This is a genomic window from Arachnia rubra, from assembly GCF_019973735.1.
GTDB classification, from domain to species: domain Bacteria; phylum Actinomycetota; class Actinomycetes; order Propionibacteriales; family Propionibacteriaceae; genus Arachnia; species Arachnia rubra.
Genome location: NZ_AP024463.1, coordinates 1452879 through 1477222 on the forward strand (window position 1 = coordinate 1452879; position 24344 = coordinate 1477222).

Annotated in this window: 24 protein-coding genes; 11 read left to right on the plus strand and 13 right to left on the minus strand. The window is 61.3% G+C overall.

The genetic code is table 11. The features are described 5' to 3' along the window. Window positions 1-488 precede the first annotated feature (488 nt). Genes SK1NUM_RS06555 through SK1NUM_RS06565 form a run of 3 tightly spaced genes read right to left on the minus strand, consistent with a single transcriptional unit; the run spans window position 489 to window position 2065 of the window. A complete protein-coding gene (locus tag SK1NUM_RS06555; protein WP_212326885.1) occupies window positions 489-785 on the minus strand; it encodes an antibiotic biosynthesis monooxygenase in 297 nt (98 codons plus the stop codon). A gap of 18 nt (window positions 786-803) precedes the next feature. Next, window positions 804-1583 carry a HEAT repeat domain-containing protein gene (locus SK1NUM_RS06560; protein WP_212326887.1) on the minus strand — a complete coding sequence of 260 codons (780 nt, stop codon included), beginning with the start codon at window positions 1581-1583 and terminating at the stop codon, window positions 804-806. Then, window positions 1580-2065 (minus strand): MarR family winged helix-turn-helix transcriptional regulator, encoded by a 486-nt coding sequence (locus SK1NUM_RS06565; RefSeq protein ID WP_212326889.1) that lies wholly within the window; start codon window positions 2063-2065, stop codon window positions 1580-1582. The genes SK1NUM_RS06560 and SK1NUM_RS06565 overlap by 4 nt, the downstream gene beginning before the upstream one ends. Before the next feature lie 340 nt (window positions 2066-2405). Here SK1NUM_RS06565 and SK1NUM_RS06570 point away from each other — a divergent pair, with 340 nt between their 5' ends. Further along, complete coding sequence (locus SK1NUM_RS06570; protein ID WP_212326891.1) at window positions 2406-3287, plus strand: ribokinase; 882 nt, start codon at window positions 2406-2408, stop codon at window positions 3285-3287. 87 nt (window positions 3288-3374) lie between these two features. Beyond that, a complete protein-coding gene (locus SK1NUM_RS06575; RefSeq protein WP_212326893.1) occupies window positions 3375-4139 on the plus strand; it encodes a nucleoside phosphorylase in 765 nt (254 codons plus the stop codon). Window positions 4140-4200: 61 nt separating this feature from the next. On the opposite strand, the gene SK1NUM_RS06580 is transcribed toward SK1NUM_RS06575, so the two are convergent. The 3 genes from SK1NUM_RS06580 to SK1NUM_RS06590 all read right to left on the minus strand — a co-directional run bounded on the left by SK1NUM_RS06580 (window position 4201) and on the right by SK1NUM_RS06590 (window position 8192). Beyond that, a complete protein-coding gene (locus SK1NUM_RS06580) occupies window positions 4201-5373 on the minus strand; it encodes a macrolide family glycosyltransferase (RefSeq protein ID WP_212326894.1) in 1173 nt (390 codons plus the stop codon). Between the two features lie 57 nt (window positions 5374-5430). Further along, a complete protein-coding gene (locus tag SK1NUM_RS06585) occupies window positions 5431-6489 on the minus strand; it encodes a YeiH family protein (protein WP_212326897.1) in 1059 nt (352 codons plus the stop codon). A 104-nt stretch (window positions 6490-6593) separates the two neighbouring features. Then, window positions 6594-8192 carry an L-serine ammonia-lyase, iron-sulfur-dependent, subunit alpha gene (locus SK1NUM_RS06590; RefSeq protein WP_212326899.1) on the minus strand — a complete coding sequence of 533 codons (1599 nt, stop codon included), beginning with the start codon at window positions 8190-8192 and terminating at the stop codon, window positions 6594-6596. Window positions 8193-8584: 392 nt separating this feature from the next. On the opposite strand from SK1NUM_RS06590, the gene SK1NUM_RS06595 reads away from it, so the two are divergent. After that, the gene (locus tag SK1NUM_RS06595; RefSeq protein ID WP_212326901.1) at window positions 8585-9121 is read left to right on the plus strand and encodes a hypothetical protein; all 537 of its coding nucleotides are present in this window, start codon (window positions 8585-8587) and stop codon (window positions 9119-9121) included. 225 nt (window positions 9122-9346) lie between these two features. On the opposite strand, the gene SK1NUM_RS06600 is transcribed toward SK1NUM_RS06595, so the two are convergent. From SK1NUM_RS06600 to SK1NUM_RS06615, 4 genes are read right to left on the minus strand one after another with little or no spacing between them, the layout of a single operon-like run. After that, window positions 9347-9703, minus strand: a complete 357-nt coding sequence (locus SK1NUM_RS06600; protein ID WP_212326903.1) for a cupin domain-containing protein — start codon at window positions 9701-9703, stop codon at window positions 9347-9349. A gap of 10 nt (window positions 9704-9713) precedes the next feature. Then, window positions 9714-10523, minus strand: a complete 810-nt coding sequence (locus SK1NUM_RS06605; RefSeq protein WP_212326905.1) for a class I SAM-dependent methyltransferase — start codon at window positions 10521-10523, stop codon at window positions 9714-9716. A 26-nt stretch (window positions 10524-10549) separates the two neighbouring features. Next, entirely contained in the window at window positions 10550-11761 is a 1212-nt protein-coding gene (locus SK1NUM_RS06610) for an MFS transporter (protein WP_212326907.1), read from the minus strand. Then, window positions 11761-12108, minus strand: coding sequence for an ArsR/SmtB family transcription factor (locus SK1NUM_RS06615; RefSeq protein WP_212326909.1), 348 nt, complete (start codon window positions 12106-12108; stop codon window positions 11761-11763). Before SK1NUM_RS06615 ends, SK1NUM_RS06610 begins: the two co-directional genes overlap by 1 nt. 110 nt (window positions 12109-12218) lie before the next feature. Here SK1NUM_RS06615 and SK1NUM_RS06620 point away from each other — a divergent pair, with 110 nt between their 5' ends. From SK1NUM_RS06620 to SK1NUM_RS06645, 6 genes are all read left to right on the plus strand, one after another. Beyond that, window positions 12219-13334 carry a metallophosphoesterase family protein gene (locus SK1NUM_RS06620; protein ID WP_212326911.1) on the plus strand — a complete coding sequence of 372 codons (1116 nt, stop codon included), beginning with the start codon at window positions 12219-12221 and terminating at the stop codon, window positions 13332-13334. Continuing rightward, window positions 13331-15910 (plus strand): AAA family ATPase, encoded by a 2580-nt coding sequence (locus SK1NUM_RS06625; protein WP_212326913.1) that lies wholly within the window; start codon window positions 13331-13333, stop codon window positions 15908-15910. Before SK1NUM_RS06620 ends, SK1NUM_RS06625 begins: the two co-directional genes overlap by 4 nt. Window positions 15911-15959: 49 nt before the next feature. After that, window positions 15960-16709 carry an ABC transporter permease gene (locus tag SK1NUM_RS06630; RefSeq protein WP_212326915.1) on the plus strand — a complete coding sequence of 250 codons (750 nt, stop codon included), beginning with the start codon at window positions 15960-15962 and terminating at the stop codon, window positions 16707-16709. A gap of 44 nt (window positions 16710-16753) precedes the next feature. Beyond that, window positions 16754-17446 carry a M48 family metallopeptidase gene (locus SK1NUM_RS06635; RefSeq protein WP_212326917.1) on the plus strand — a complete coding sequence of 231 codons (693 nt, stop codon included), beginning with the start codon at window positions 16754-16756 and terminating at the stop codon, window positions 17444-17446. Window positions 17447-17597: 151 nt separating this feature from the next. After that, complete coding sequence (locus tag SK1NUM_RS06640) at window positions 17598-18668, plus strand: L,D-transpeptidase family protein (RefSeq protein WP_223927869.1); 1071 nt, start codon at window positions 17598-17600, stop codon at window positions 18666-18668. Between the two features lie 97 nt (window positions 18669-18765). Then, on the plus strand, window positions 18766-19704 hold the full coding sequence (locus tag SK1NUM_RS06645; protein WP_212326927.1) for a DMT family protein: 939 nt from the start codon (window positions 18766-18768) through the stop codon (window positions 19702-19704). On the opposite strand, the gene SK1NUM_RS06650 is transcribed toward SK1NUM_RS06645, so the two are convergent. Next, window positions 19691-20302 (minus strand): hypothetical protein, encoded by a 612-nt coding sequence (locus SK1NUM_RS06650; protein ID WP_212326929.1) that lies wholly within the window; start codon window positions 20300-20302, stop codon window positions 19691-19693. The genes SK1NUM_RS06645 and SK1NUM_RS06650 overlap by 14 nt on opposite strands. A gap of 310 nt (window positions 20303-20612) precedes the next feature. On the opposite strand from SK1NUM_RS06650, the gene SK1NUM_RS06655 reads away from it, so the two are divergent. Both SK1NUM_RS06655 and SK1NUM_RS06660 read left to right on the plus strand, forming a co-directional pair. Continuing rightward, window positions 20613-21506, plus strand: coding sequence for a DUF4192 family protein (locus SK1NUM_RS06655; RefSeq protein ID WP_223927954.1), 894 nt, complete (start codon window positions 20613-20615; stop codon window positions 21504-21506). A 4-nt stretch (window positions 21507-21510) separates the two neighbouring features. Next, on the plus strand, window positions 21511-22440 hold the full coding sequence (locus SK1NUM_RS06660; protein ID WP_212326933.1) for a carbohydrate kinase family protein: 930 nt from the start codon (window positions 21511-21513) through the stop codon (window positions 22438-22440). Between the two features lie 99 nt (window positions 22441-22539). On the opposite strand, the gene SK1NUM_RS06665 is transcribed toward SK1NUM_RS06660, so the two are convergent. Together SK1NUM_RS06665 and SK1NUM_RS06670 are read right to left on the minus strand one after the other, a co-directional pair. Further along, window positions 22540-23136 carry a response regulator gene (locus SK1NUM_RS06665; protein ID WP_212326935.1) on the minus strand — a complete coding sequence of 199 codons (597 nt, stop codon included), beginning with the start codon at window positions 23134-23136 and terminating at the stop codon, window positions 22540-22542. Then, entirely contained in the window at window positions 23133-24305 is a 1173-nt protein-coding gene (locus SK1NUM_RS06670; protein WP_212326937.1) for a sensor histidine kinase, read from the minus strand. The genes SK1NUM_RS06665 and SK1NUM_RS06670 overlap by 4 nt, the downstream gene beginning before the upstream one ends. Between the last annotated feature and the right edge of the window lie 39 nt (window positions 24306-24344).

Consider the following 24344-nt stretch of genomic DNA (forward strand, 5'->3'; position numbering starts at 1 on the left):
TTTACATTACAAGCAAAAGACTCTACGCGGCACTAGGATACCGCATCCCTAACCACGTCAGCCAGCAATAGGATCAACCAAGCCGTAGCCCTCTTAAAACAAAACCTGCCGTCCCGGGTACACCAAACCCCTGCCCCATGGGCCTGAAAATCAGGGAAACATCTAGATTTTGTTAAATGCGAGCTACGGCAGCCTAAAAATCTCATTTTTCAATAGTTTTAACAAAAAACTTATTCTGCTCTAATGAAGGTTATTTGGGAGCCACTCATTCCGGTATTTCACCTCGTCATCACTAGGTTGATAGAGACTTGATCACATTGCTGAATAAATCTCAATATGTCTGAGGGGTTATTCGCGAGCGCCTTATGAGGAAGTGACCCCCTTGTCAAAGTCCAGTTTTCTAAAGCCATGAATAATGCCCTGAGGTTTGACGGTGTTGGTGATGATTTCTGCTTTTTGCTGCGAAGAAGGTTTTCGGTAGCTTGTCTTTATGCAGGTGTTCCATAGCTCATGCTCATCGATTGTGGATCAGCTATGAGCGCCATGACCTGGGCGAACGCATCGGTTGCTGCAACCTTGCTCATTGACTCCTGGGCCTTTGTGAGTGTTTCCCAGCGGTAATCAAGCAGCCAGCCGTTTTCCGCGGCAGCGTCTTGGTAGAGGGTGCGGTTCTGGAACCCTCCGATGTTTTCGAGTTCACGGTCGAGCAACCCCAATGCCTGCTGCAGGGCCTCGGAGGTAGTGCCGGGGTGCGTTGTGAACTGGATGATTTCGATAACTGACATAAGGAGGCCTTTCTGGGTCTAATGAACAGAGTTATGGTCGACGGATCGCAGGGCGCGTTTCACAATGCGAGTGGTAGCGGCGTTATCGCTTTCAGTGGCCCATCGGTCGCATAGTTCGATAGCCCAGTCGGGGCGCGTTTTCGCGGCGTCGTTGATCCAGTTGGCTACCGAGTCCTGCACGTATCGTGATGGGTCGGCGCGCAGTGGGTACAGGATCTGCTCGCCACGTTCCGGTTGCTGTTTCAGGGCTGGAATGTGTGCCGCCCAGACGCCGCGCGGACGCAGTGCTTCGCTGGCGAACCTGCGTATCCGTTCAGAGGGGTCACCCGTCCAGCCAGCGAGTGTGTCGATGCTGGTATTGAGGTCATTGGTGAGTGTCGGGCGTGCGGCCATCCATACCCATTCGCGGACGGCGAAGTGCTCGTCATCTGCGAGGTCGCGGAGCTGACTGAGCAGCACAGCGGGGCCAGCCGTGGCGCGAGCTGCGAGGAGAAAACATGCCCATCCGCGCACGGTATCGGAGGTATGAGCTGCGAGGCGCTGAACCTCTGCTGTGCCGAGGCGATCAGCCAAGGCCGCGCCGATGCATGTCATGCGTTTCAGAATGCCGAGTTTCTGTGTCTCGGCGGCTATGGCGCGCAGTTCGTCGTCTGCGTCGGGGAATACCGCTAGGAGCAGAATCGTATGGTCAATGGCGAGAGCTTCGGTGAGCGTGCGCGTAAACGTGGTGCCCGTGTTGAGGGCATCCAAGTGGGTGCTGTCGATGTCGGCGCGACTGCGCGCTCCGCGTTCGCTCATCCTGGAACTCCGACAGCGAGGTTCTGTTGCACGGCTGCCAGTACCAGAGCCGTACAGTTGCGCTCGGCGGGGCCGATTCCGGCGCCAAGCTGGTGTAGCCAGTCGGCGTAGACCGGCACGAGTTCGCTGATGAGCTGTTCGCCGGCCCTCGTTGTCGTGAGTGTGTGGGTGCGCCGGTCGCTCACGTGAGGCTGACGTTCGATTAATCCATCGCGTTCAAGTCGATCCAGTAGCCCAGTCACCGTGGCGGAGGTTACTTCGAGCCGGTCGCCCAAAGCGCGAGGGGTGACCCCTGGCTCGGCGGACACCGCCAAGAGTGCCGCAAGCCGTCCCTCCGACAAGTCATGCCGGGTGAGCAGTTCCGCGCAGCTCGCATCGATCCGTCGCGCTGTGGTGAGGATCGTCATCACCAGTCGGGCGGCCTCGCCACCACCGAGCCTGGACAGCAGAAGCTCTTGCTTGATACCAATCGCGTTACTCATTAGCCACCATATTACTTGGCAACTAGTGATATGGCCAGCCGCTGTCACATCCCCGTCGACCTGTTCCGTGTTGTTGTCGTCTCTCATCGCATAACTCTTCGCATCCTCCCCAGCTCTCGCTCTTGTTCCTCTGAGTGCGCGCAGACGGAGTAACGTCGAGGCGGCAAACCTCGGCCTCTAACGAGCGGCGCGACGCCTTCGGCGGTTCAGCCGACGTTGCTGAGATGGCTGGGGCGGGAGCCCGTCGGTGCGGTTTATTCCTCCTGGGGGGGAGTCGGGGTGCTGCCAAGTACACTGGAGCGATGGTTCTCGGCGTAGTGGTCACTTCCGGGGCGTTCTGATGGTGAGAGAGCGTGAACCGGGATCAATCGTCATCGTCGGATCGCTCAATGCCGACTTGACGGTGCAGACCGCAAGGTTCCCGCAGCCTGGCGAGACCGTGTCTGGCGGTGATCTCACTGTCCTGCCTGGTGGCAAGGGCGCGAACCAGGCAGTCGCCGCCGCCCGTTTGGGAGGGAAGGTCCGGATGATCGGAGCGGTCGGGGACGACAGCAACGGCGACCTGCTGCTGCGGTCCCTGACCAGGGCAGGGGTTGATACATCGCAGGTTGAGATCAAAACGGGGCTTCCCACTGGCACGGCGGTCATCCTCGTGGATGAGACGGGGGAGAACATCATCGTCGTGTCCCCGGGAGCCAACGGCGCACTCTCCCCGGCCGATGTGACGGCCGGCATGTTTGTTGGGGCATCCGGGGTTGGCTTGTGCCTCGAGATCCCGGTGAAGACAGTCATGCGGGCGGCCGTAATGGCCAAGCAGGCCGGAGCGACGGTCCTGACCAATCTCTCTCCCTACCAAGCGGTCCCAGGAGAGCTCTTGGACAACACCGACATCCTGCTGGTCAACGAACACGAGGCTGCCCAGCTTGGTGAACATCGTGTCGCACGTACGATCATCACGCGCGGCGAGGCCGGCGCCACCGTCATCGAGGATGACAGCCCACCGGTGGACATTCCTGCCATCTCGGTCGAGACCGTCGATACCACCGGCTGCGGTGATGCCTTCATGGGAGCTGTGCTTCAGCAGCTTGCTGCCGGTGCATCGCTGGTTGCTGCGGCACGCTACGCGGCCGGCGTCGGGGCCTTCGCCGCCACGAGGCGCGGAGCACAGGCGTCCTACCCAGATGCAGCACGGATGAACTCATTTCTCGCAGGACATTCCTGACCGGGGGCTTGCGTGTGCTCAATAGTCCCTGTTTCTGGGTTGGGCTTCTGGTAGGCGATTTTCAGGCGCTCTTGGCATGATGAGGGCATGCTGAATCTAGGCGCAGTCCCCATCCTCGACTTCGACGACGACCCGCATGACCTGACCTCAGAACAGATGCTCGCGGATGCTGGAACCGGCGGGCCTGATGTCGCGGTGCTGGCCTTCCTGTCTGAAGAGGTGATCGAGAAGGTCGAGGGGTGGCAGGTCAATAGGGTGGGGACAGTGCCGTTCGTCACCATTGAGTATCCGATCTTTGAGGCGGTCAGGGGGACGAATAGGGTACGGATTGCGCCGATGCCGATCGGCGCTCCCGCAGCTGCCCTGGTTGCCGAACGCATGATCCGTGCCGGGGCCACTTCGCTGATTGCTGTCGGGTCGTGTGGCGCGCTCAAGCCTTTGGCCGAGGGGGAGTTCGTGTTGCCGAACAAGGCGCTACGTGACGAGGGAACGTCCTACCACTACCTTCCAGCCGGTCACTGGGTTCAGACCGACCCGGAACTGACCACAACCTGCGTCCAGGTGGCCCGATCAGCTGGTTTTAGCACCCTGGTCGCGCCTGTCTGGACCACCGATGGGTTCTTCCGCGAAACCCGGGACTTGGCCGAGCAACGCAGGCAGCTTGGCTGCATCGCCGTCGAGATGGAGTGCGCTGCCCTAGCCGCCATCGCCCAGTTTCACAGCGTGCGGTTTGCCCAATTCTTATTCACCGCCGATACTCTCGCCGAGAATGACTACGACGTGCGTGGCTTTGGAGTCGACTCCCACCACACCGCGCTCTCCCTGGCCCTGGAGGCAGCGGCCAGCTGCTGATCCAGGTGCTTCCCTAACAGCCTCGGCAGGATTATGTTCTCATGTATCTCTCCAATGAATCTCATTGACCAGAAGTCAGCTTGCAGAGCCTATTGATAATCTTCTCTACGATGACCGTATTGCCGCCTGCGGCATGGGCTTCTTGGCGTGCGAGAGCTAGTCCTTCCGCGGTTCGTCGATCTTTCATGACTTCGTAGGCGGTGTCCCTCAGCTTCTTGGTAGTGAGCCCGCGCTTTTTGAGTTGCCGGCCGAGATGTAGGTCTTCCAGCCGTCTGGCTACCATGGGTTGATCATTCCCTATAGGTATCGCCACCATGGGAACGCCGTAGTAAATCGCTTCATTGACGCTGTTCATCCCGGCGTGAGTTATGAAGAGATCCGCTGTGGCTAGTACGTCCAATTGAGGGACGAAGGGGCGGATAGCGAAATTGTCAGGAAGGTCTTTGAGTATGCTTGGGGAAACTGTGCTCCCAGTGGCCATCACTACATTGATAGGGGCGTATTGAAATGCCTTCAGGCATAGCCTAAATATGTGTGGTGATTTGTTGAGGAGTGTCCCCATCGAGATATAGATGACGGGCTCTCCTGGCAGGGGTAGGCCTAAGGGAGAGTCGGTCCGCCGACCAATTGAGGACCCGACAAATACGTATTTCTTTGGATCAAAATCCTCTGCATTCACCTGGAATTTTCTTGTGGTGTACGAGAAATTTAACTCGGGTGTGTTTCGCGTGATCTCTTCTGGGATTGTGGGGTATCTCAATTTAAATTTTTTACTGAGAGACCTGAAGGCTAATGAGGATAGCCTGGGGAAGCGGAAGATGCTTGTCAGATACCAGCCCCCCGTTCTTCCGAGCTCTTTGAGTATGTGATCATTGAGGGCAAATGTGGAGAAGATGCGAAAGGATGGAATTCCGATGCGATCGGCTGCTGCCTTTCCTGGGAAGAAAAGTGCTTCGTAGATCAAGCAGTCATAGCCGCTGCCGATCCGCATCAGTGTCTTGAAAGCCGCTTGCCAGGAGTGAATGTCTCGCTGAGGGGGCCGCAGAGTGCTAGGATAATCGTCGTAGGCGATGAAATGGGCGCCTGTTGCTTCAATGCGCTCCTGCCAATCTGGGGAGTGTACATAGCCAACCTGATGGCCAGCTTCTGTGAATGAGCGTGCGAGTTCAAGCGTCGGAAAAGTGTGGCCTGCAAATGGTAGATTGACCATGAGGATACGTTGAGGACCAGTCATGCATGTTCTCCAAGCGCCAGGTAATGGGGAATAACTGCTTGTGTGTCGCCGGGGAAATCAGTTGACCAGCAGAATCCCGAGGAACGCTATCGCTGCCACAAGCAGGGTCGAGAGTGCCGCCAGACCGAAGGGACGGATGCCGACTTTCAGGAGACTCCTGATTCTGACGCCGCAGCCCAGTGCGAACATGGCGGCCGCCAACAGCACGGTTTGCAGCGCGCTGCCTGCGTCCAGCACCGTCTTCGGCAGTGGAATAAAGGAGCGGAGCAGCACCATCGCCAGGAAACCGAGGATGAACGGAGGCACGATCGGGGGAAGTTTAGAACGAGAAGTCTGCTGTCCTGGCGCATCGGTCGCACGCTGAAGATGGCGTTGACGGATGCTCAGGACAGCGATCACGGGAGCCAGCAACAGAACGCGAGCCAGTTTCACAACGACTGCGACTGCCAGCGCCCCACCGCCGATCACACCCCCGATCGCCACCACCTGGGCGATCTCATGGGTCGAGCCGCCCGCCCATTTCCCAGCCGTCACGACATCCAGCCCGAACAGGCTCACCAGGAGAGGGACGAGGAGGATCATCGAAGTACCAAAGATCACCACCAGGGCCACCGCGGTGATGGTGTCCTCCTCAGCCCTGTCGTCTGGATCCGTCACCCCGGCCGCACCAGCCACAGCAGCGGCCCCACAGATCGAGAATCCGCATGCGACGAGCAGCGAAAGATTCGGTGGGACCCGCAGAAGCCGCCCCAGCAGGAGCGTCCCAAGCAGCCCGCCGGCGACAATGCACACAACCACCAGCAGCATCGGTGCCCCCAGGCCGGCGATATTGGTGAGGGAGAGCTGAAGCCCCAAGAATATGATGCCTGCACGCAGCAGCTTCTTTGCCGAGAAATCGACGCCGGGGGAGGTGATCTCCGGGAGCCGGAGGACATTGGTCACGAACATCCCCGCCACTATCGTGATGATCAGGGGACTGATGCCGGGAAGCAGTAAGTTGATGCCGTAGGCGGCACCAGCCGCGGCCAGGCACACGCCCAGCCCTGGAACCAGCCGTTTCATTCCCGTGGGGGCCTGGTCGGCAGGGGACGGCTGCGCAGGTTGCTGATACGTCATGCGTCCTATCATTCACCCCTTGTCAGAGACAATTAAACGATGGGCGTCAACCGCAGCTTTGCAGCGCTGAGACGGCATGAGCTTCCGAGCGGGGCAGGAGGCGGTCAGCATTCGACGACATTGACCGCCAATCCGCCTTCCGAAGTCTCCTTGTACTTCGAGAGCATGTCCTTCCCCGTCTGGCGCATCGTCTCTATCACGACGTCGAGGCTTACCGTGTGCCGTCCATCCCCCCACATGGCCATGCGCGCCGCGTTGATTGCCTTGCTGGCGGCGATGGCGTTTCGCTCGATGCAAGGAATTTGTACCAGGCCAGCCACCGGGTCGCAGGTGAGCCCCAGAGAATGCTCCATGGCTATCTCGGCTGCGTTCTCCACCTGACGGGGCGTCCCGCCGAGCGCCTGCGCCAGTCCAGCCGCTGCCATCGCAGAGGCCGAGCCGACCTCACCCTGGCAGCCGACCTCCGCGCCGGCTATGGAGGCGTTCGTCTTGATGAGAGAGCCGACGGCGGCGGCTGTCAGGAGGAAGCCATGCACTGCGCGGCGTCTCTTTGCCGCGTTCTCCTCCGTATCCGAGGCAGCCAGACGGAAGGGGAAATGACCTTCCTGGTCTAAGGGCATGAAGCGTCCAAAGGGCAGACCTGACTCCGGGCAGTATGCCGTCAGAAATCCCAGGACAGCGGGAATCACGCCAGCTGCTCCGTTCGTGGGGGCGGTCACCACACGATGGCCTGCGGCATTCTCCTCGTTGACGGCCAGTGCGTAAAGATTGACCCAGTCCATCGCCCTCATAGGATCCGCGTGAGTGGCAGCCCATTCCATGCTGCCGTGGAGATCGCGCGGCTGGCAGGCCTCACGCTCACGTAACCGCGCAGCCAGTGAACCAGCGCGTCGCAGCACGTTGAGGCCACCGGGCAATATCCCCTGTTCCTGCAGACCTGCATCGATGCAGTCGAACATCGTGTTGGCGATCAGATCCAGGTAAGCTTCCACCTCTTCCTCGGGACGCATCGCCAGCTCATTCTCACGAACCAGCTGGGCGATGGACAGCCCCGAGGCATCGCAGGCAGCCAGCAGCTCTGAACTGGCACCGAACGGGTGGGGGAGCGTGGAACCGGGGGCCGTTCTGTCGGTGACTGCCCGGTCCAGCGGACGCACCTCGGGGGACTGCGTATCGTCGTTGGTCTGTTCCATGACGAACCCGCCGCCGATGGAGTAGTAGGTGCGTTGCAATAGCGGCTCATCAGCGGCGTCGCTGGCCGTGATAGTCAAGGCGTTCACGTGGTAGGGCAGCACAGTGCGTGGCACGAAGCGCATGTCAGAGGCCATGTCGAACTGGACCGGCCCGACTCCTGCCACCGGCAGCTGTCCCGAGGAAGCCAGAGCCGGCAGCAGGGACTCGACCGTCTGGATCGAGACCGACTCGGGGGAGTGGCCTCCAAGACCGAGGAGCACCGCCCGGTCAGTGCTGTGGCCACGTCCCGTCGCACCCAGGGAACCGAATAGGTCGACGGTGATGTGCTGGACGTCGCTGCCCTGTGGCAAAGTGGCCAGGTCCGCTATGAAAGCGACTCCAGCGCGCATCGGGCCCACCGTGTGGGAGGACGAAGGGCCGATGCCAACGCGGAACAGGTCCACTACTGACAGCGGACGCGGGGAACTTGACGAGGCCGACCTCGTCGCTGATGCCGGGAACGCATGCATTCTGCAATTCTCGCACTTAGCGACGCTCAGGGCCAGAAAATCTGGTAGATCGCGGGAAACCGGTCTGCTAAGTCACTGATGTCTCAGCGGCGGGATGCTCTGGCGTCGTCAACGCCAGGGCATCCCCTGCGTCTTCGAGGCGAACCAGCCATGCTGGTGGGCCAGGTCGTGGCTAGGGCTTGCTGACGCCTCTGATGGGCGGGCAAAGTAAGGTCTTCGAGAACTTCTTCAGAGAAAGACCCAAGATGTCCCAGCCGCCTCCACAGAGCTACGGCCCGAACCAGCCACAGGGATATGGCCCGAATGCGCCACAAGGGTGGAACAACGGACCCCAGCCAACGTTCTACGGATCGGGTGGCGGGGCTCAGCTGTCTGAGCCCAAGACGTCACCCGTGCTCGCCATCGCCACCATGGGCGCAGGAGCACTGGCGCTGGTGGGCAGCAGCGGGCCGTGGGCGGTGGCCAAAGCTTTTGGAAGAGAACAGTCAGCCACCGGCCTGCAGAGCGACGGATGGGGGGTGACCGCTCTCTTACTCAGCATCGGCATCATCGCTGTGGCAGGGGCGGTGGCTTTCGTGCCCGCGGTGAAGCAGCTGACCTGGCCGATGTTCGTGGTGGCCGGACTAGGATTAGTCAATCTGATCATCTCGATCGTGGTCGCCTCAAATGTCCAGAGTGTCAACGTGGTTGGCCTGGTGCAGGCTGGGATGGGCTGGGGACTGATCCTCCTACTGATCGCATCGATTGCCGTCATCGCTCTGGCGGTAGTCCAAGCACTTCAGACCCTCAAGGCCGCGAAAAACGCTCACCCATTCCCGCCCAGCTCCGGAGGGATGGGAAATCCGTACCAGGGTGGCGGGCAGCCCCAGGGATACCAGAATCAAGGGCCATCCGGGGCCCACCACGGGCCCCAAGGCTACCCCCACTGAAATGGCCCCAGAATGTGAGGCAGGCCCGGGTCTTCGCAAGGAAGACCCGGCCTGTCTCTTCCCTTGTGTTCAAGACGATCGTGGCTGATAAGCGATTGGGGTACACGGATACTGCGCCGATGACAATCTTTACCACGGCAACACTCGGCTGAGCTTCACTGATCCCCGGCGGGCTCTTCAGCCTGGATGGTCCCGATGGGTTTCAGGACCTCTTGTCCGGCGCGATCATTTTTCTTCCTGCTTACCGCCCTTCTCGCGGGGGTCGAGCATCAGCAGTAGCATCTTGCTGGGTTCCAGAGCCTCGACAGCGTGGGGGAGCCGGGTGCCGAAATGCAGCAGATCCCCGGGCGCGAGTTCGACGCCCTGCCCGTCAGCATCGATACGCAACCGCCCTTCGAGCACCATGACAACCGCAGGCATTGCAGCAGTGTGTTCGCTCAAGGCCTCACCTTTGTCAAAGGAGAACAGCACTGCACGGCAGGTTTCCGCGTTCATGATCGTTCGGGACACCGTGGCTGCTTTGTTGATCTCGATCATGGAGGCAATGCCATGGACGTAGCTCAATACGGGGTTTGTGGTCATGATCTTCCTTTCAGGATTGGGAGGGTTTGCGGGCAACCAGTGCCACTCCGCACATTGATGACTCGTATGTGGTGAAGGTCTGTCGCATGGAAAGCACCCTGCGACGCAGATCCGGTTGGGTCACCAGGTTCTTGGCGATGCGCAGCACGCCAAGAACCCCTTCGTCCGCGAGGTTCCGGCCAATCTTCAACAGGGCCATGGGGGCAGTGCTGGTCCATTCGATGACGAGACCGTTGCTGATCAACAATTCACTCCACTGCGCGAGGGTCAATGGGCGGGCATTGACGTGAATGGAACGTGCCAAGGCCTTGGAGATGTCCGAACCGATTTCTGGATCGATGTCGTCGGGCGCCAGCCCCAGCTCATGGATCGCGTAGAGGCCACCGGGACGTAGGATCCGGACCGCCTCGGTCACGATCCCGGCTTTGCCACGCGGACTTTGCATGGTGAGCATGGCCTCACCTATCACAGCGTCCGCACTGGCATCACCGAGACCCGTGTCTGCGGCATCCGCCTGCCGGCAGGAACCACCCACCGATTTAACCACCTCGTTGACCCGGGCCACCGCGGTGGCGTCACTATCAACCCCTACATAGGAGCGTGGAGCCGCTGCGATGATCTCCCGGGCAGTACGTCCTAGCCCCGGTGCAAGCTCCACCACATCCTTGTTGCCGAGAGAACAGCGGCCGAGCATGGCGCGTGTCAGGCCAAGCCCTCCAGGACGCAGTACCCGTTTGCCGGCACGGGCCAGCACCCAGTGTCCGGGGGCAGTTGCAGTGGGCCGGTGTGCGAAGGGGATGGAATCAGGACCGGTGCTCACTTTCGCAAGGCTATCATTGCCAAAAATTACCCTCTAGGGCTGCGTACACGGGCCAGTGCCCATGCCATCGCTCCGGAGACGGCGGCCAGGAAGGCCAGCAGGAGAGCGGCTGCGGGCAGCCCCAGCGACGCTCCCAGCCAGCCCGCCGTCGGGTAACCGATCAAATAGCAGGCATGACTCAGGGAAAACTGTGCGGCGAACACCGCTGGCTGTTCCTTTGCTTCACATGAGCGTCGCAGCAGGCGCGAGGAAGGCGTTGAGATCAAGGAGGTGGCCGCTCCCAGGAGGAACCAGATGAGATCCAGCACAATCCACTGCGCCACATCCTGGGACATGCCGATCGCGGCGGCGCTCAGTGCCAGCCCTGCTGGGAGTAGGACAGCTCCCGCCAGCATCACGGAATAGTCCCGGAGACGTTTGAGCACTGACGGTAGGGCGAGAGCCACCAGCATTGATCCAGCGCCATAGGTAACGAGCAGCCATGCCACCCCAGAGTCATCGCCGTGCAGATGGGTTTTTACCAATACGGCCGTATTCACCAGGACCATTGCGATCCCGCATGCAACAGACATGTTGAACGCCATCAGGCCTCTCAGTTCCGGAGTGCGGCCGAAGATGCGGGCACCTCGCGTCAACCGTTCCATGAAAGGCGCCTGGACATCGGGGACAGGCGCGGGAAGGCGCGCCCAGATAACCAGTGCGATGGATGCGACGAAACCGAGCGCCGTTCCCATGAAGAGGTTGTGGTAGCTCATGACCGTGAGCAGGACAGCGGCCAAGGCAGGAGAGAGTAGCGATTCAAGGTCATAGGCCAGCCGCGACAACGACAGCGCCGCCGTGTAGTCGTCCTCATCTGGCAATACCTGCGGGATGGTGGCCTGGAAGGCGGGGGTGAAAGTGGCCGAGGCTGCCTGGAGGCCGAAGATCAGCAGATAAATCTGCCAGGGGTCTGTGACGAACGGCAGGCATAGTGCCATGGCTGCGCGTACCGCGTCGGCGCCGACCAGGACAGTGGTCCGGGGGAGCCGATTCACCAGGGCGGACATCACCGGTGAGATGGTCACGAAGGCGATGATCCGGATTGTCAGGGCAGTCCCCATGACGATTCCTGCGTCATCTCCCGCCACCTCAACGGCCAGTAGCCCAAGGGCGACCGTCAGCAGGCCGGTGCCGATGAGTGCCAGCACCTGGGCGGTGAAGAGACGCGCGTAGGTGCGGTTGTGCAGTGCGGCCAGCATCACGACTTCCTGTGATGTGCCGGATTCTCGTCAATGGCGTGCTCAGCCTGGAACAGGGCGTCGGCCACCAGCTGGGGCGCGTGTTCGTTCGCGAGGCTGTAGAAGATGCGCTGTCCCTCCTGGCGGCTGGCGACGATGCGGGCGAGTCTCAGTTTGGCGAGATGCTGCGAGACGGCGGCGGGAGCCTTCCCAACGGCCTCTGCGATCTGCCCCACTGAGAGCTCGGAGCCCTGTAATGCAACGATGATGCGCACCCTCGTGGGCTCCGCCAGCATCGAGAAAACCTCCACGGCGAGGTCGATGTACTCGGGGTTGGGCGTCCCAGCACTGCTCTTATCTGCATTCATATGCAGATAATTACATGCGTGGATATGCGGGTCAAGGGGTGGGTCGAGGCCGAGCCCTGAGATTCTGTCGGTGAGGGCTGATATACCTGATGTGCGACGAAGGGAGAACGATGAGGTTCATCGCAACTGCTGACTGGCAGCTGGGGATGACGGCCCATTTCCTGGACGATGCCGCTCGCGCACGTTTTCACCAGGCCAGGCTTGATGCCGTCGTCGAGATCGGGCGGATCGCCGCTCAGCGTAGGGCCGACTTCGTCGTGGTCGGCGGGGATGTCTTCGAATCGAACCAGCTTGACCGCGGGATACTTCTACGCGCGTTCGAGGCGTTGCGTTTCTGTCCGGTCCCGGTGGTGCTGGTACCCGGCAATCACGACCCATTGGATGCCTCGTCCATCTACCGGTCCCAGGCCTTCAGCGACCGGTGCCCCTCCCACGTGACGGTTGCCCAGGATTCCAGCCCCATCAGCATCGTGCCTGGCACCGAGGTGGTGGCCGCTCCCTGGTTCTCGAAACGTCCGCACACCGACCTTGTAGCGTCGGCCTGTGCAGGCCTGGAACCGCCCGCCGGCGGCATGACTCGGATTGTGGTGGGCCATGGCGCGGTGTCCAGTCTCAACCCAGACCGGGAGTCGTTGGCCGCCATCGATGATGCAGCCCTTGCCGCGAGGATTCGTGAGGGCCTGCTCCACTTCGCCGTTCTCGGTGATCGGCATTCCGTTACCGAGGTGGCGCCCGGGATCTGGTATCCGGGTGCCCCAGAGGTGACGGACCGCCGCGAGACCGCGCCTGGCAATATCCTGCTCGTCGAGATCACCCATGGCATCCCAGAAGTCGAGGTGATCCGGACGGGCCGCTGGAGTTTTATCGTCGTGGAGGAGGAGCTCTCGGCTGCGGAGGACGTGGATCGTTTGATCGCTCGCCTGCAGGAGTTGCCTGCCAAGGAACGTAGCGCCGTCTGGCTGAAACTGCGCGGCACCCTCTCCGTCGCGGAGTTCGCGCGGTATACAGCAGAGCTTGCTGAGCTTGAGACGTTGTTCGCAAAGCTGACCACGTGGGAGCGTCACAATGATCTCGTGGTTCTTCCCGACGATCATGACTTCACCGATCTCGGACTCACCGGATTTGCATCCGAGGCGCTTCAGGAGCTGACAGCGGCAGCGGGCGACGATGCCACCGCCAGGGATGCCCTGGCCTTGCTCTATCGACTGGTGAGGGCAACAGCATGAGGATTCACCGGATCACCCTGCGGAACTACCGCGGCACCACCGAGCGTTCCGTGGAGTTTGCTGATGGCGTCACAGTCGTTGAGGGGCGCAACGAAGCCGGCAAGTCCACCTTGGTAGAAGCCCTGCGTCACGTGCGGATGCACAAGGCCAGCGCTAACCGGGCTGATATCCGGGCCACTCAGCCTGTCGGCCGTGAGGTCGGTCCTGAGGTGGAAATAGAGATTAGCACCGGCGGATACCGCCTCACCTACTGCAAACAGTGGATCAAAGGAAAGAAAACCGAGCTGCACATCACCTCTCCCAGGCATGAAGCGCTCAGCGGCGACGAGGCACATGAGCGCTTCCTCCAGATTATTGCCGAGACCACAGACGAAGGGCTCTTCGAAGCCCTCGAGGTGATGCAGGGAGATTCACTCGGGCAGGCCCAGCTGGCTCAGCTTCCTGCGCTCCGCCGCGCCCTGGACGTCGTGGGCGCCTCACATGAGGAACACGACGACCTTCTCGACATTGTCGAGAACGAATACCTCCGGTACTTCACCGCTACGGGCAGACCCAATGCGGAATACGTTCGTGCCCACAAGGAATTGGAAGATCTTGAGCAGGAGGTGAGAAACCTCGAGGAGGCCAGCAGGGAGATCGACTCCCTGGCTGAGAGGCATGCTGAAACCACTGCTGCCCGCCTCTCCAAGGAAGAGAGTCTGGGCCGGGCCAGAGAGCAGATCGCGGAGCTGGCTGAGGCCAGCCGCTCCCTGGATGAGCTTCGGCAACGCGTGGCGGAGGCAGACCAGCAGGTAGCTGATGCTGCTGTGGTCCTGGACGTGGCTGAGAAGCGTGCGCGCGAACGTGATGAGCTGAAGGGAATCGTCACTGAACTCGAGGATGCGCTGAGCGAAATGCGGATCAGAGTCAGGCAGGAGCAAGACGACCTCGCTGAGGCCGAGGCGGTCTGGGCTGCATGCCTCACGGGGGCACGGGGCGCGCAGGAAAAGGAGCGCACGCTCAGAAGGCACCTACGCGAGATAGCCCTCCGAGTTCAGCGTGCCAGGGACGCGGCGGAGCTCAAGGTGTTGAAGGCGCGGCTGGAAAAACTGGAGGAAGCCGAGCGCCGGCTTTATGAGGCGATGGCCACTCTGAGCGTCAACACGATTGATGATGAGCTTTGTCTTTCCCTGGAAAAACTGGAGGTTGCTGCGCGAGTCAGTCATGAGGCCTGGGAAGCGAGCGCCGCGAGCATTTCCCTCGAAATATCCAATGCGATCGTATTGGATGGGGAGGTTCTTGAAACTGGGGAATATGGCCCGGTCCCTGTCAAGGACCTGATCACGATTGAGGTGCCGGGTAGCGCATGCATCAGGATTTACCCGGGTGAGGGCACTGAGGATGTAGAGCAAAGAGCACGAGGAGCCGCAGATGCCCTGGCGGAGGCGCTCGCAGAGCATGGGGTCCCGGATGTCGCGGCCGCCCGCGTGGCGGCTAGGGAGCACGCGAACGCCACCCGGGAACGAGATGCTGCGTATGAGACGATCCAGGCATTCTCCGGGGATGAGGGCGGTGCTGAGCTGCGGAGCCGGGTTGATCTGCTGTCGGCGGTCCTTGAAGGTGCTGAACCTGGGGACCTGACTGCCCTGGAGAAAGAGCATGTCCGGATCGGTGAGGCGTGGGAGGCGGCCGAGGCCAGGGTTGAGGAAATCCGCGCGAGGCTGGAGACCAGGCGGGGTATTCAGCAATCGGCGAGGGAAAGGGGAATCCGGACAGAAGCGGAGATGCACAATCTTCAGGCCCGCCGTGACGAGGCCGGCGCCCGGCTTGAGCTAGCGCGCCAGGAGGCCTCCGACGAGGCGATTACTGCCGCTGTTGCGGATGCCGAGATCGTGCTTGAAAGCCGTAGGGCTGGGCAGAAAGCCGTTGCTCAGGCTCTTGAGGCCACCAACGCTCCGGCGCTGGAGTTCCAGCTCAGTAATGCCTCATCGGTCGTGGACCGGCTGGAGCAAGAATGCAAAGCCTTGGATGATGAGCTAGCCAGGCTTTCTGCGCTGCTTGAGGACCGGCTCGCCGGGGGAGCATACGATCGTCTTGCTGATGCGGCAGCGAGGCAGCGTCACGCCGAGACCAGCCATGCCTCTCGCCGGCGTGCCGCCGAGGCGGTAAACCTGCTCAGGCAGACGCTCAGGCGCCATCGCTCCGAGGCGCAGCTGCGCTACGTGGCACCGTTCAGGGAACGGATCGAGGCGCTGGGACGGCTTGTCTTCGGGCCCACCCTCGAGGTGGATGTGGCGCCGGATTTGAGTATCAGCTCCCGCACTGTGGAGGGGGAGACCATTGCCTTCGGGTCGCTTTCGAGCGGCGCGCGCGAACAGCTCTCCTTACTCGGCAGACTTGCCTGCGCGCAGCTGGTGCAGCCTGGGGAAGGTGTGCCGTTGATCATCGATGATGCCCTGGGCTTTGCCGACCCAGAACGCTTGAGGCGTCTTGGGGCTGTGTTGAACCGGGTTGGGGAAACCGTCCAGACGATCATTCTCACCTGCCAGCCGGAGCGTTTCGAACAGATCGGCACAGCTCAGGTGGTGCGTCTCTGATTCGGAGAGCTGACGCTGGCCGCGAAACTGACGGCGATACAGTCCGAGTGTGAATGTGTGGGACTGGCTTCGGTTCATCGGTGGGATCCTGGCATTGGTCGCGGCCGCTTTGCTTTTGCTGCGCCTGCACGGGGTTTCATTGCGCTGGCTGCCGGCCACCGCTGTGTTCCGGGCAGGCCTACAGCTTGCGGTGATCTCCGTGCTGCTGAGTGGGGTCAATCAATGGCCCTGGCTCGTGCTGGGGTTTGTTGCCCTGATGCTCGCCACGGCCTCGTGGACGGGAGCATCCAGGGCGGAAGGGCTACCCGGAGGGAGACGTTATGCTGTGGTCTCCGTCATCGCCGGAGGCATGTCCGCGCTGCTCCTGACACTCCTGCTGGGGCTGATATCACCCACTCCGCAGCATGTCGTGGCCATCGCTGGAAGCGTTATCGGAAACGCGATGAATATAGTCACCCTGACATCACGCAGGATCCGGACAGAACTCGACGCGCATCGCGGTGAGGTTGAGGGGTGGCTGGCTCTCGGAGCAACACCATCCCAGGCGACGGCCTGGCGCCGGCGAGACTCGGTGCGAGAATCCCTGCTGCCCAATCTGGACCAGACCCGTAACACCGGTTTGGTGACCCTGCCAGGGGCTTTCATCGGAGCGCTTTTCGGCGGGGCCAGCCCGGTTGAGGCAGCGACTTTCCAGCTGACCATGCTGTCGGCCATCCTCGTCAGCGCATCAGTCACCGGGACGCTGTTCTCAACCCTGAGTGGGCGCAATCCCGTGCTACCCGCACCACCGGAAGCCTGAGCCGCTGCGCAGCAGCTGTTGAAGAGTGGTGGCAGTATTCGCCTGTGGCAGACAGGCTCTCCGTTGAGGTGGATGACCTCCAGGTGATGATCAGCTGGAAGCAAATGCGCAATATCCGGTTGAAGGTGCTGCCGCCCCATGGGGAGGTTGCCGTCTCTGCTCCGCGGGGTGTGCCTGCGAGGCAGATAGCGCAGTTTGTGCGGGAACAGCGGGCATGGATTGACAGGCAACGGGCTCGCCTCAAGAGCGTCAGTCTCGAACAGGACCGTCTGGAGGATGGGGGAGCGGCCCGGCTCTGGGGCAGGTGGCATGCGGTAGAACATCATCATGGCGCCCGGGCCCGGGCCTGGGTGGCTGGTGATCGCCTGCTCTTGACTGGTTCTAATGATCTGGCCAGGGAAAAAGCCATCGCACGGTTCCGGCGGCAGGAGGTCGAACGTGTGGCCCGCCCGCTGCTGAGTTCCTGGGCAGCGGCATTGGGAGTCCCACAGCCCGCTGTCATCCGTTATCGCGCCATGCGGAGCAGATGGGGATCCTGCAATCAGCGGACCAGATCCATCACTCTCAACACGGCGCTGGCCCGGTTTCCTGCCGCAGCTCTCGAGTATGTGATCGTGCATGAGCTGGCGCACCTCCGGCACGCACATCATGGCCAGGATTTCTGGGCTCTCGTGGCAGCTGCGCTGCCCGATCATGCGGAGCGGAAAAAGCTACTCAGCGGACATGCCGCCTCATGACCTGCTGGCCCTAGATGCGCTACGATATTTTCTCGATAGCGAAGGGCCGGACGCGAGTCCACATCAAACCGGGAGCCTCATCGTGCGACGTCTTGCCGTTGTGTCTGTGATTTCGTTGCTGGCTATTTCCGGATGTAGCCGAGAAGTTCCTGTGAACAGCGAGCCGAGTCTTTCTTCCAATGAGGTTTCCACGACCCCCGCGACACCTGCTGCCACCCAGGCTGTGGAGCCCAGCGAGAGTGACGAGAGTGAGTCGTCATCACCCACCCCGTCGTCATCACCCACCCCCACACCCGAGCCGACACCGTCGGAGACTACGCCTGCGGCGCTGTTGTCACCAGGCGACAGCAGCGATGAGGTGAGGGCTCTTCAACACCGTCTTCTCCAGGTCGGCTGGTTCACGGGGCAGATATCAGGCGAATACGACGACAAGACAAAAGCCGCTGTCGAGGGTTTCCAGGCCAAGCGTGGTCTCCCCGTGCTCGGTTTTGTCGATCAGGCGACCATGGACAGCCTGGCCTCAATGACTCGCGAACCCACCCATGATGAGATGTTCAACGTCCTGAAGCCTGGTCCGGCGCTTATGTCCAAGGGAGCCACGGGAGATCAGGTCAAAGATCTGCAGGCCCGGCTGAAGCAGATCGGGTGGTTCAACCCGGATGTCGATGGAGAGTATGGCGAGACCACCATGGAGGCCGTGAAAGGTTTTCAGGGTAAACGGCAGCTTCCCGTGACGGGCGAGGTAGATCAGCGCACGCTTGACCGGATCAGCGCCATGACCCGCAAGCCCACCCAGGACGAGCTGAATAATGTGAAACCCTCGGTGAACCCCGCAGACGATGAAACAGGCCTCGACGCTCGTTGTCTTCAGGGCCGTGTGCTGTGTGTGTCGAAGGCGCAGCGCAAGCTGGTCTGGGTGATCGACGGACAGGTCCAGATGACGGTGGACGTCAGGTTCGGCTCGGAACTGACCCCCACTCGCAACGGGGTCTTCTCGGTCGGCTGGAAGTCCCGCGACCATGTCTCGACGATGTACCACACCCCCATGCCGTATGCCATGTTCTTCTCAGGCGGCCAGGCCATCCATTACTCCGCCGACTTCGCGAGTAACGGCTACAACGGTGCCTCCCATGGCTGTGTGAACGTCCGGGACAAGGGCGCCATCGCGTCGCTGTTCGACCAAGTGCGTGTCGGGGACAAAGTAGTGGTGTACACCGATTGATTCCAGGGGTGAACCCACCCCTGGGTCTGACGGCCTGGGGCTGCTCACCCGCTAGTGTTTTCCTTGCGGTTCTGTTAGTGAGTGAAAGGTGACGCACGTGGGTATTCCCCTTGCCATCACGCTGCAGGTGATTTCTTCGTTCCTCTTTGCCAGTGGGGCGACCCTGCAGCATCTTGGAGTGAAGTCCACGTTTGATCCCAAGGCCACGGCCTCTTCTAACCGCCTCACGCTGGTGGGGCTGCTGAAGCTGATGCTGATTCCCAAGTGGCTTCTCGGACTGCTGTGTGTGTTTGCCGGCGCGGGTCTGCATCTTTGGGCGCTGACCATGGCCCCGGTGGCGGTGGTGCAGCCGGTCGGCATCCTGGCGGTTCCGTGGTCGGTGATTCTCGCCTCCCGTATCCACGGGCATCAGATTCCCAGCCGGGTGTGGCGTGCGGTCTTGGTCACTGTGCTTGGCGTGGTTGGTTTCACCATCTTCTCGTCACTTTTTGCGAACGGCGAGAAACAGTTCGATTTCCTGCCAATCACCTGGTCGTTCATCGTGGTTTGCGTCGTCTGCGCGGTGCTGTCGTTCCTGGCAGCCAAGAAGGCTGCCCCCTGGGCGAAGGCGATGATGTGGTCCTCCGTCGGTGCGATCTTCTACGGCCTGGCCTCTGGGATGATGAAGGCGGCCATGAACATGGTGCAGTCCGGGCAGTTCCATCTGCTGCACCCCAGCACCCTTGCAGTCATCGGCTACATGCTCGCCTGCTACGGCCTGGGTGTCTGGATGATTCAGCAAGGCTACGCCTCCGGGCCAGCGGAAATCACCGTCGGCACCATGACCACGGTTGACCCTTTCGTCGCCGTGCTGTTCGGGTTGTTCGTCCTCGGAGAGGGTGCCGGGATGGGCCTTGGGCCGGCCTTAGGCATGATCATCTCGGCTGGGCTGGCCGTCTACGGGGTCGTCCTGCTTTCAAAGGACCACCCGGACGCTGTCGCCGAACGCGAGAAGGCCGCGCAAAAAACAGAGGCTGCAGCGGTCACGGAGGGCTGATCTCCAGGCCGGTGATGGCCTTGCCACCTCCCGTGGCGAGTATGACAGTACTCTTACCGCGGGGGGCCTTGAACTGGAAGGTGACTTCTGTGGGCTCGCTCGAGTCGACGATGACGGGGGATGAGTTCACCGGGTCGTAGTTCTTCATCGTGGTGTTCGACAGCAGATAGGCGTCGAAGGAGGCTGAACCCTCATTCAGGGTGATGCGGACTGTGACGTCGACGCCGTCATCCAGCCAGTCATGGGAGAGGACCTCGAAGGTCCCGCCACCATTCGCGTCGAAGGGCGCCGACTGGCTTCCAGCTCCCAGCGAGGAGGTGGCCACTGACGGCGCTGCCGAACCACCAGGACGGTTGGACGTCTCGTCCCGATCCGGGCTGAGGTATTGGATACTGAGGAAGATGGCAGCCACGATGGCGAGAGCCGCGACTCCGATCAAGATGTTACGCATCACTCCACTGCGTGGCTGCTGGTATGCCTCGATCTGGGTGGGTGCATTGAAGCTGTCCGGAGTGGGGGAGCCGAAAGGCTGCCGGGGATCGCGTCTATGCTGCTTGGGATCCTGCTGGGGATTGTTCTGCCATTGTGGAGCGCTCATGGTAGCTCACACCATACCCGCAGCTGCGTCTCACCTGATCCCTTGCCGGCGAGGCTTGGTGAACGCCCTCTATGCCCTCGCAGCCGATCGTGGTCGATACACGGTACTGGGCGTCCCTACTCAACAGATGCCGCCCCTGCCAACGCGGGCGTCTGGATGTACCCAGGCCAACACAGCTTTATCAATGGGTTTTTAACAATCGCCGTGGCCTGGCCTGAAACGGAGGATCGTGTTTGAGGATGCCCACCAAGATGATGTGAACACTTTCGAAGCCACCCTGCGCAGCTCTACAGATGAGGACCTTCTCTGCGTGCCTGGAATCTGCCTCGGATTCCACCCAACCGAATCCTGCGTTGTCCTTGGGGTTTGCGGAACGAGCGTGGAGTTCTGCGCTCGCGCTGATCTTGACTGGCTCGATGAGGGCAGAGCGGATCTGATCAGGCAAGTCGAGGCCGCAGCCCAGTCGCTGGAATCCTGCAACTTCGTGATCCTTGGCTACACGCGTTACCCCGATGAGAATTCCGAACGGTTGATCCGTCTGGCCCTGGAGATCCACGGGACAGTGATGGACGTGCTCATCGCAAGCCCGACCCGCTATTGGACCGTCACGCCACTGGGTCTGCAACCACCGGAAGGGTATCCATGGGATCCAGGGACCACCACTCTCGCGGCTGAGGCCGTCTACCTGGGCATACCGGTCGCCGCCAGCCGGGCGGAGGCTGTTGCCGAGGTGAGGGCTGCTGGGGAGCCAGGGGAGGTGGAGTTCCTGTCAGAACAGGCCTGTGACTACGTGTCCGACCTCGATGATGATCAGCGGCTGGAGCTCTTGAGAAGGCTCTTGACCTGTGGAGATCCACTGCTGCCCATTGAAGGCGCACAACTGGCTGTTCTGGTGTCCTATCCGGACATCGCGGGTGAGATCGTTGCAGGTCTGAGCCGTGAAAGCGCCGCGAGCATACGTCCTCGTCTCGCATACGCCAGGAGAACCTGCAGCGACTCGTATGTGCCTGACGTGCTGGGGTTATTGACGCTGGTCTGCTGGTTCGACAATCAGGGAGCACAGCAGACTGAGTGCCTGGAACAGCTTGAGGTGCTGGCACCTGAGCATCAGCTCCTGCCGCTTCTCAGAGGGCTGCGTGCTCTGGCCATCAGACCTCCGTTTCGCTCCGCCCATACCCCCCAGCGGCCAAGGCTATTAGAGTGAGGACATGCGTTTCGTTGTGTGCGGAGAGGCCCTCATCGATTTGCTTCCGGGAGAGCAGGTTTCCTCGGCTGAAACCCGCTGGTCAGCGCTGTGCGGAGGCGGACCTTTGAACACTGCCCTAGCTCTAGCGAGGCTGGGAGAGGATAGTCATTTCCTCGGCCGCCTCGGTGGCGACTCCTTCGGTGCCCAACTTGAGCGGTATCTTCAGGACAATCATGTCGCCATGGACCTGGCCGTCCGGACGGCGGATCCCACCTCGGTCGCAGTCGTCTCACTCGACGCTGAGGGGAGGGCCTCCTATACGTTTCACTTCCAGAACACCTCGAATTTCGGTTGGCGCGCTGGTGAGTTTCCCGAACTACGAGAAAATGACTGGCTGCACTTCGGATCGATCGGGACCATTTCCGGTCCAGGGGCGCGGGCCGTGCTGAATTTCGTCAGATCCACTCCTGCCTCGCTCAGCTATGACATCAACGTGCGCCCGACGGTGCTTCCTGACCGTTTTGAGTACTTTCAGCGTGTCGAGCAGCTGATAGCTGCGGTCGGAGCTGGGGGTGGCATCGTCAAAGCCAGCGACGAGGACATCTCCTGGCTTGTGGATGATCCGGATCCACTTCCTTATGCGGAGGCCTGGTGTGCCGAGTACGGCTTGGCCCTGTGCATTGTTACGACGGGGCCTGACGGAGCTGTCGCGATCAAACCGGACGGGCGCCAGATCTGTGTTGCCGGCCACTCCATCGAACTGGTTGACACGGTGGGAGCTGGGGATACGTTCATGGCAGGTTTCCTCGCTGCCTACGCGAGGCGTCCGGATGAGGTGGAAAGTGCGCTTCGCTGGGGAGCCGCCGCGTCCGCGCTGGTCTGCACCAGGCAGGGCGCCAACCCACCCACCCGGGCCGAGCTGGAAGAGTTCCTGTCCCCGCCCAAGCGATAGGAGTTCTTCAGCCAGGGTGAACGTGGCTATGCGGCGGGAACCTGCAATTCTTCCAAACGCGCGGTGAATAAAGCCTGGGGCGGATGAGGAGATATGGGGTCATACCAGCCCCTGTTCCCAGGCCTCACGTACCGCGGCAGCCCGGTCTGGCACGTTCAGTTTGGGGTAGATGTGGGTCAGGTGGGTTTTGACGGTCGCCTCGCTGATTCCTAGCTTTCTGGCAACTGCCCGGTTCGTCAACCCATCCGCCACCAATCCCAGCACCTCGATTTCCCGGTCGGTGAGTGCCAGATGTGATTCCGGGAGGTCAGCCGCAGGGGCCGCGGATGGCTTGGTCATCATGCTCAGGACAGCCTGTATCAGCTGTTCGCGTGGTAAGTCCTTCAGCAGGTAGCCATTGGCTCCAGCAGCCATTGCCCTGCGAATATCGCGTTCACTGTCGTAGGTGGTCAACACGAGAATCCGGATACGGGTGTCTTTCTCACGCAGCTCCCGGATCGCTGTGAATCCGTCGCCACCGGGCATGCGCAGGTCCATCAGCACCAGATCCGGTTTGCATTCATCAATGACGGTCATCGCCTCGGATCCGTTCCCGGCTTGCCCGACCACTTCGATGTTCTTCTCCGACTCGAAGATGCCAGCCAGCCCGTCACGGACGACCGGGTGATCATCCACTACCACCAGGCGTAGAGTCATGCTGGAACCACCGCAGTCACTGTGCACCCTCTGCCTGGCGTGCTGTCGATGCTGAAATCTCCTCCGGCCTCGGTGATGCGGTCGCGCATGCCAGGGATCCCGTGACCGGCGGCTGGAGCCGGATCGAAACCGATGCCGTCGTCAGTGATGCGGATGCGCGGTCCCTCTGCTGTGGCGTCGAGCCGCACCCATACTCTGCTGGCTTTCCCATGCCGGGCGACATTGGCCAGGGATTCCTGAACGATACGGACCAGGATCCCGTCGTTGGCGGAGGGAGCTGGGGCCGCGTCCGCATCCAGCTCCGTGACGATGCGGTTCGTACGCCCCCAGGTCCGGATGATCGCGTGCAGAGCTTCCGCTAGAGGGGTGGAGTCAAGCTGGTGGGGAGCTAGCGCCTGTACTGCCCGCCGTGCCTCCAGGAGACATTCCCGGGCCACCTGTTCGGCCCGCTGAATACGTTCGCGTGCGTTGCCATTCAGGGTCTCGGGGATGGCCTCTAACTGCCGGATGACACCAATGAGTCCTTGGGCCACCGTGTCATGTATCTCCCGGGACAGTCTTGCCCGCTCCTGCTCCCTGCCCATCTGATGTGCCTGGGCCATCAACTCCTCGTGCAGGGCCAGGTTCGCTTCGTTGGCTTTTGCTAGTCGCTCTGCTGTCTCCTCCCGGATTTGCACTTGGCGTTCATGTTCCCGGCTCAAAGCCAGCATGAGAGCGGCCACTCCGATATTGACCATAGCTAGCAAGGGCGGAAGCCAAGGCGTCATGGAGGCTCCTGGGATGCCGCCAGCCTGGCCCACGGCGGTCACTAGCCCCGTCGCCATGGTGGCGGGAACGAGAAAGGGTCCTGTGATAAGGCGTTGAATATCGAGATAACTTGAGAACACGTAGATGCACATGAATGGGTTGAGCAGTGAGGCGGCCAGGGTGAGCAGCAGATTGCCTGCTACGAAGACAGCCGTCATCCGGTTGCCCCGGGCCAATGGACGGATGGCCACGATGATGCGGAGCATCAGGATCAGGGAGCTGGGCCATAGAGAAGTGAGCATGTTCTCCTGCTCGACTATCCGGTTGGTCAGGGCCCAGCCGGTGGCCAGCGAAATTGCCAGCAGTATCAGTGGCCCCCAACGGACGGCTCGTGCCTCCATCAGGCTGTTGGAGCTTTCCACCAGTCCATTTTCCTAGCTGGGTGGCCACACCGCCATCCA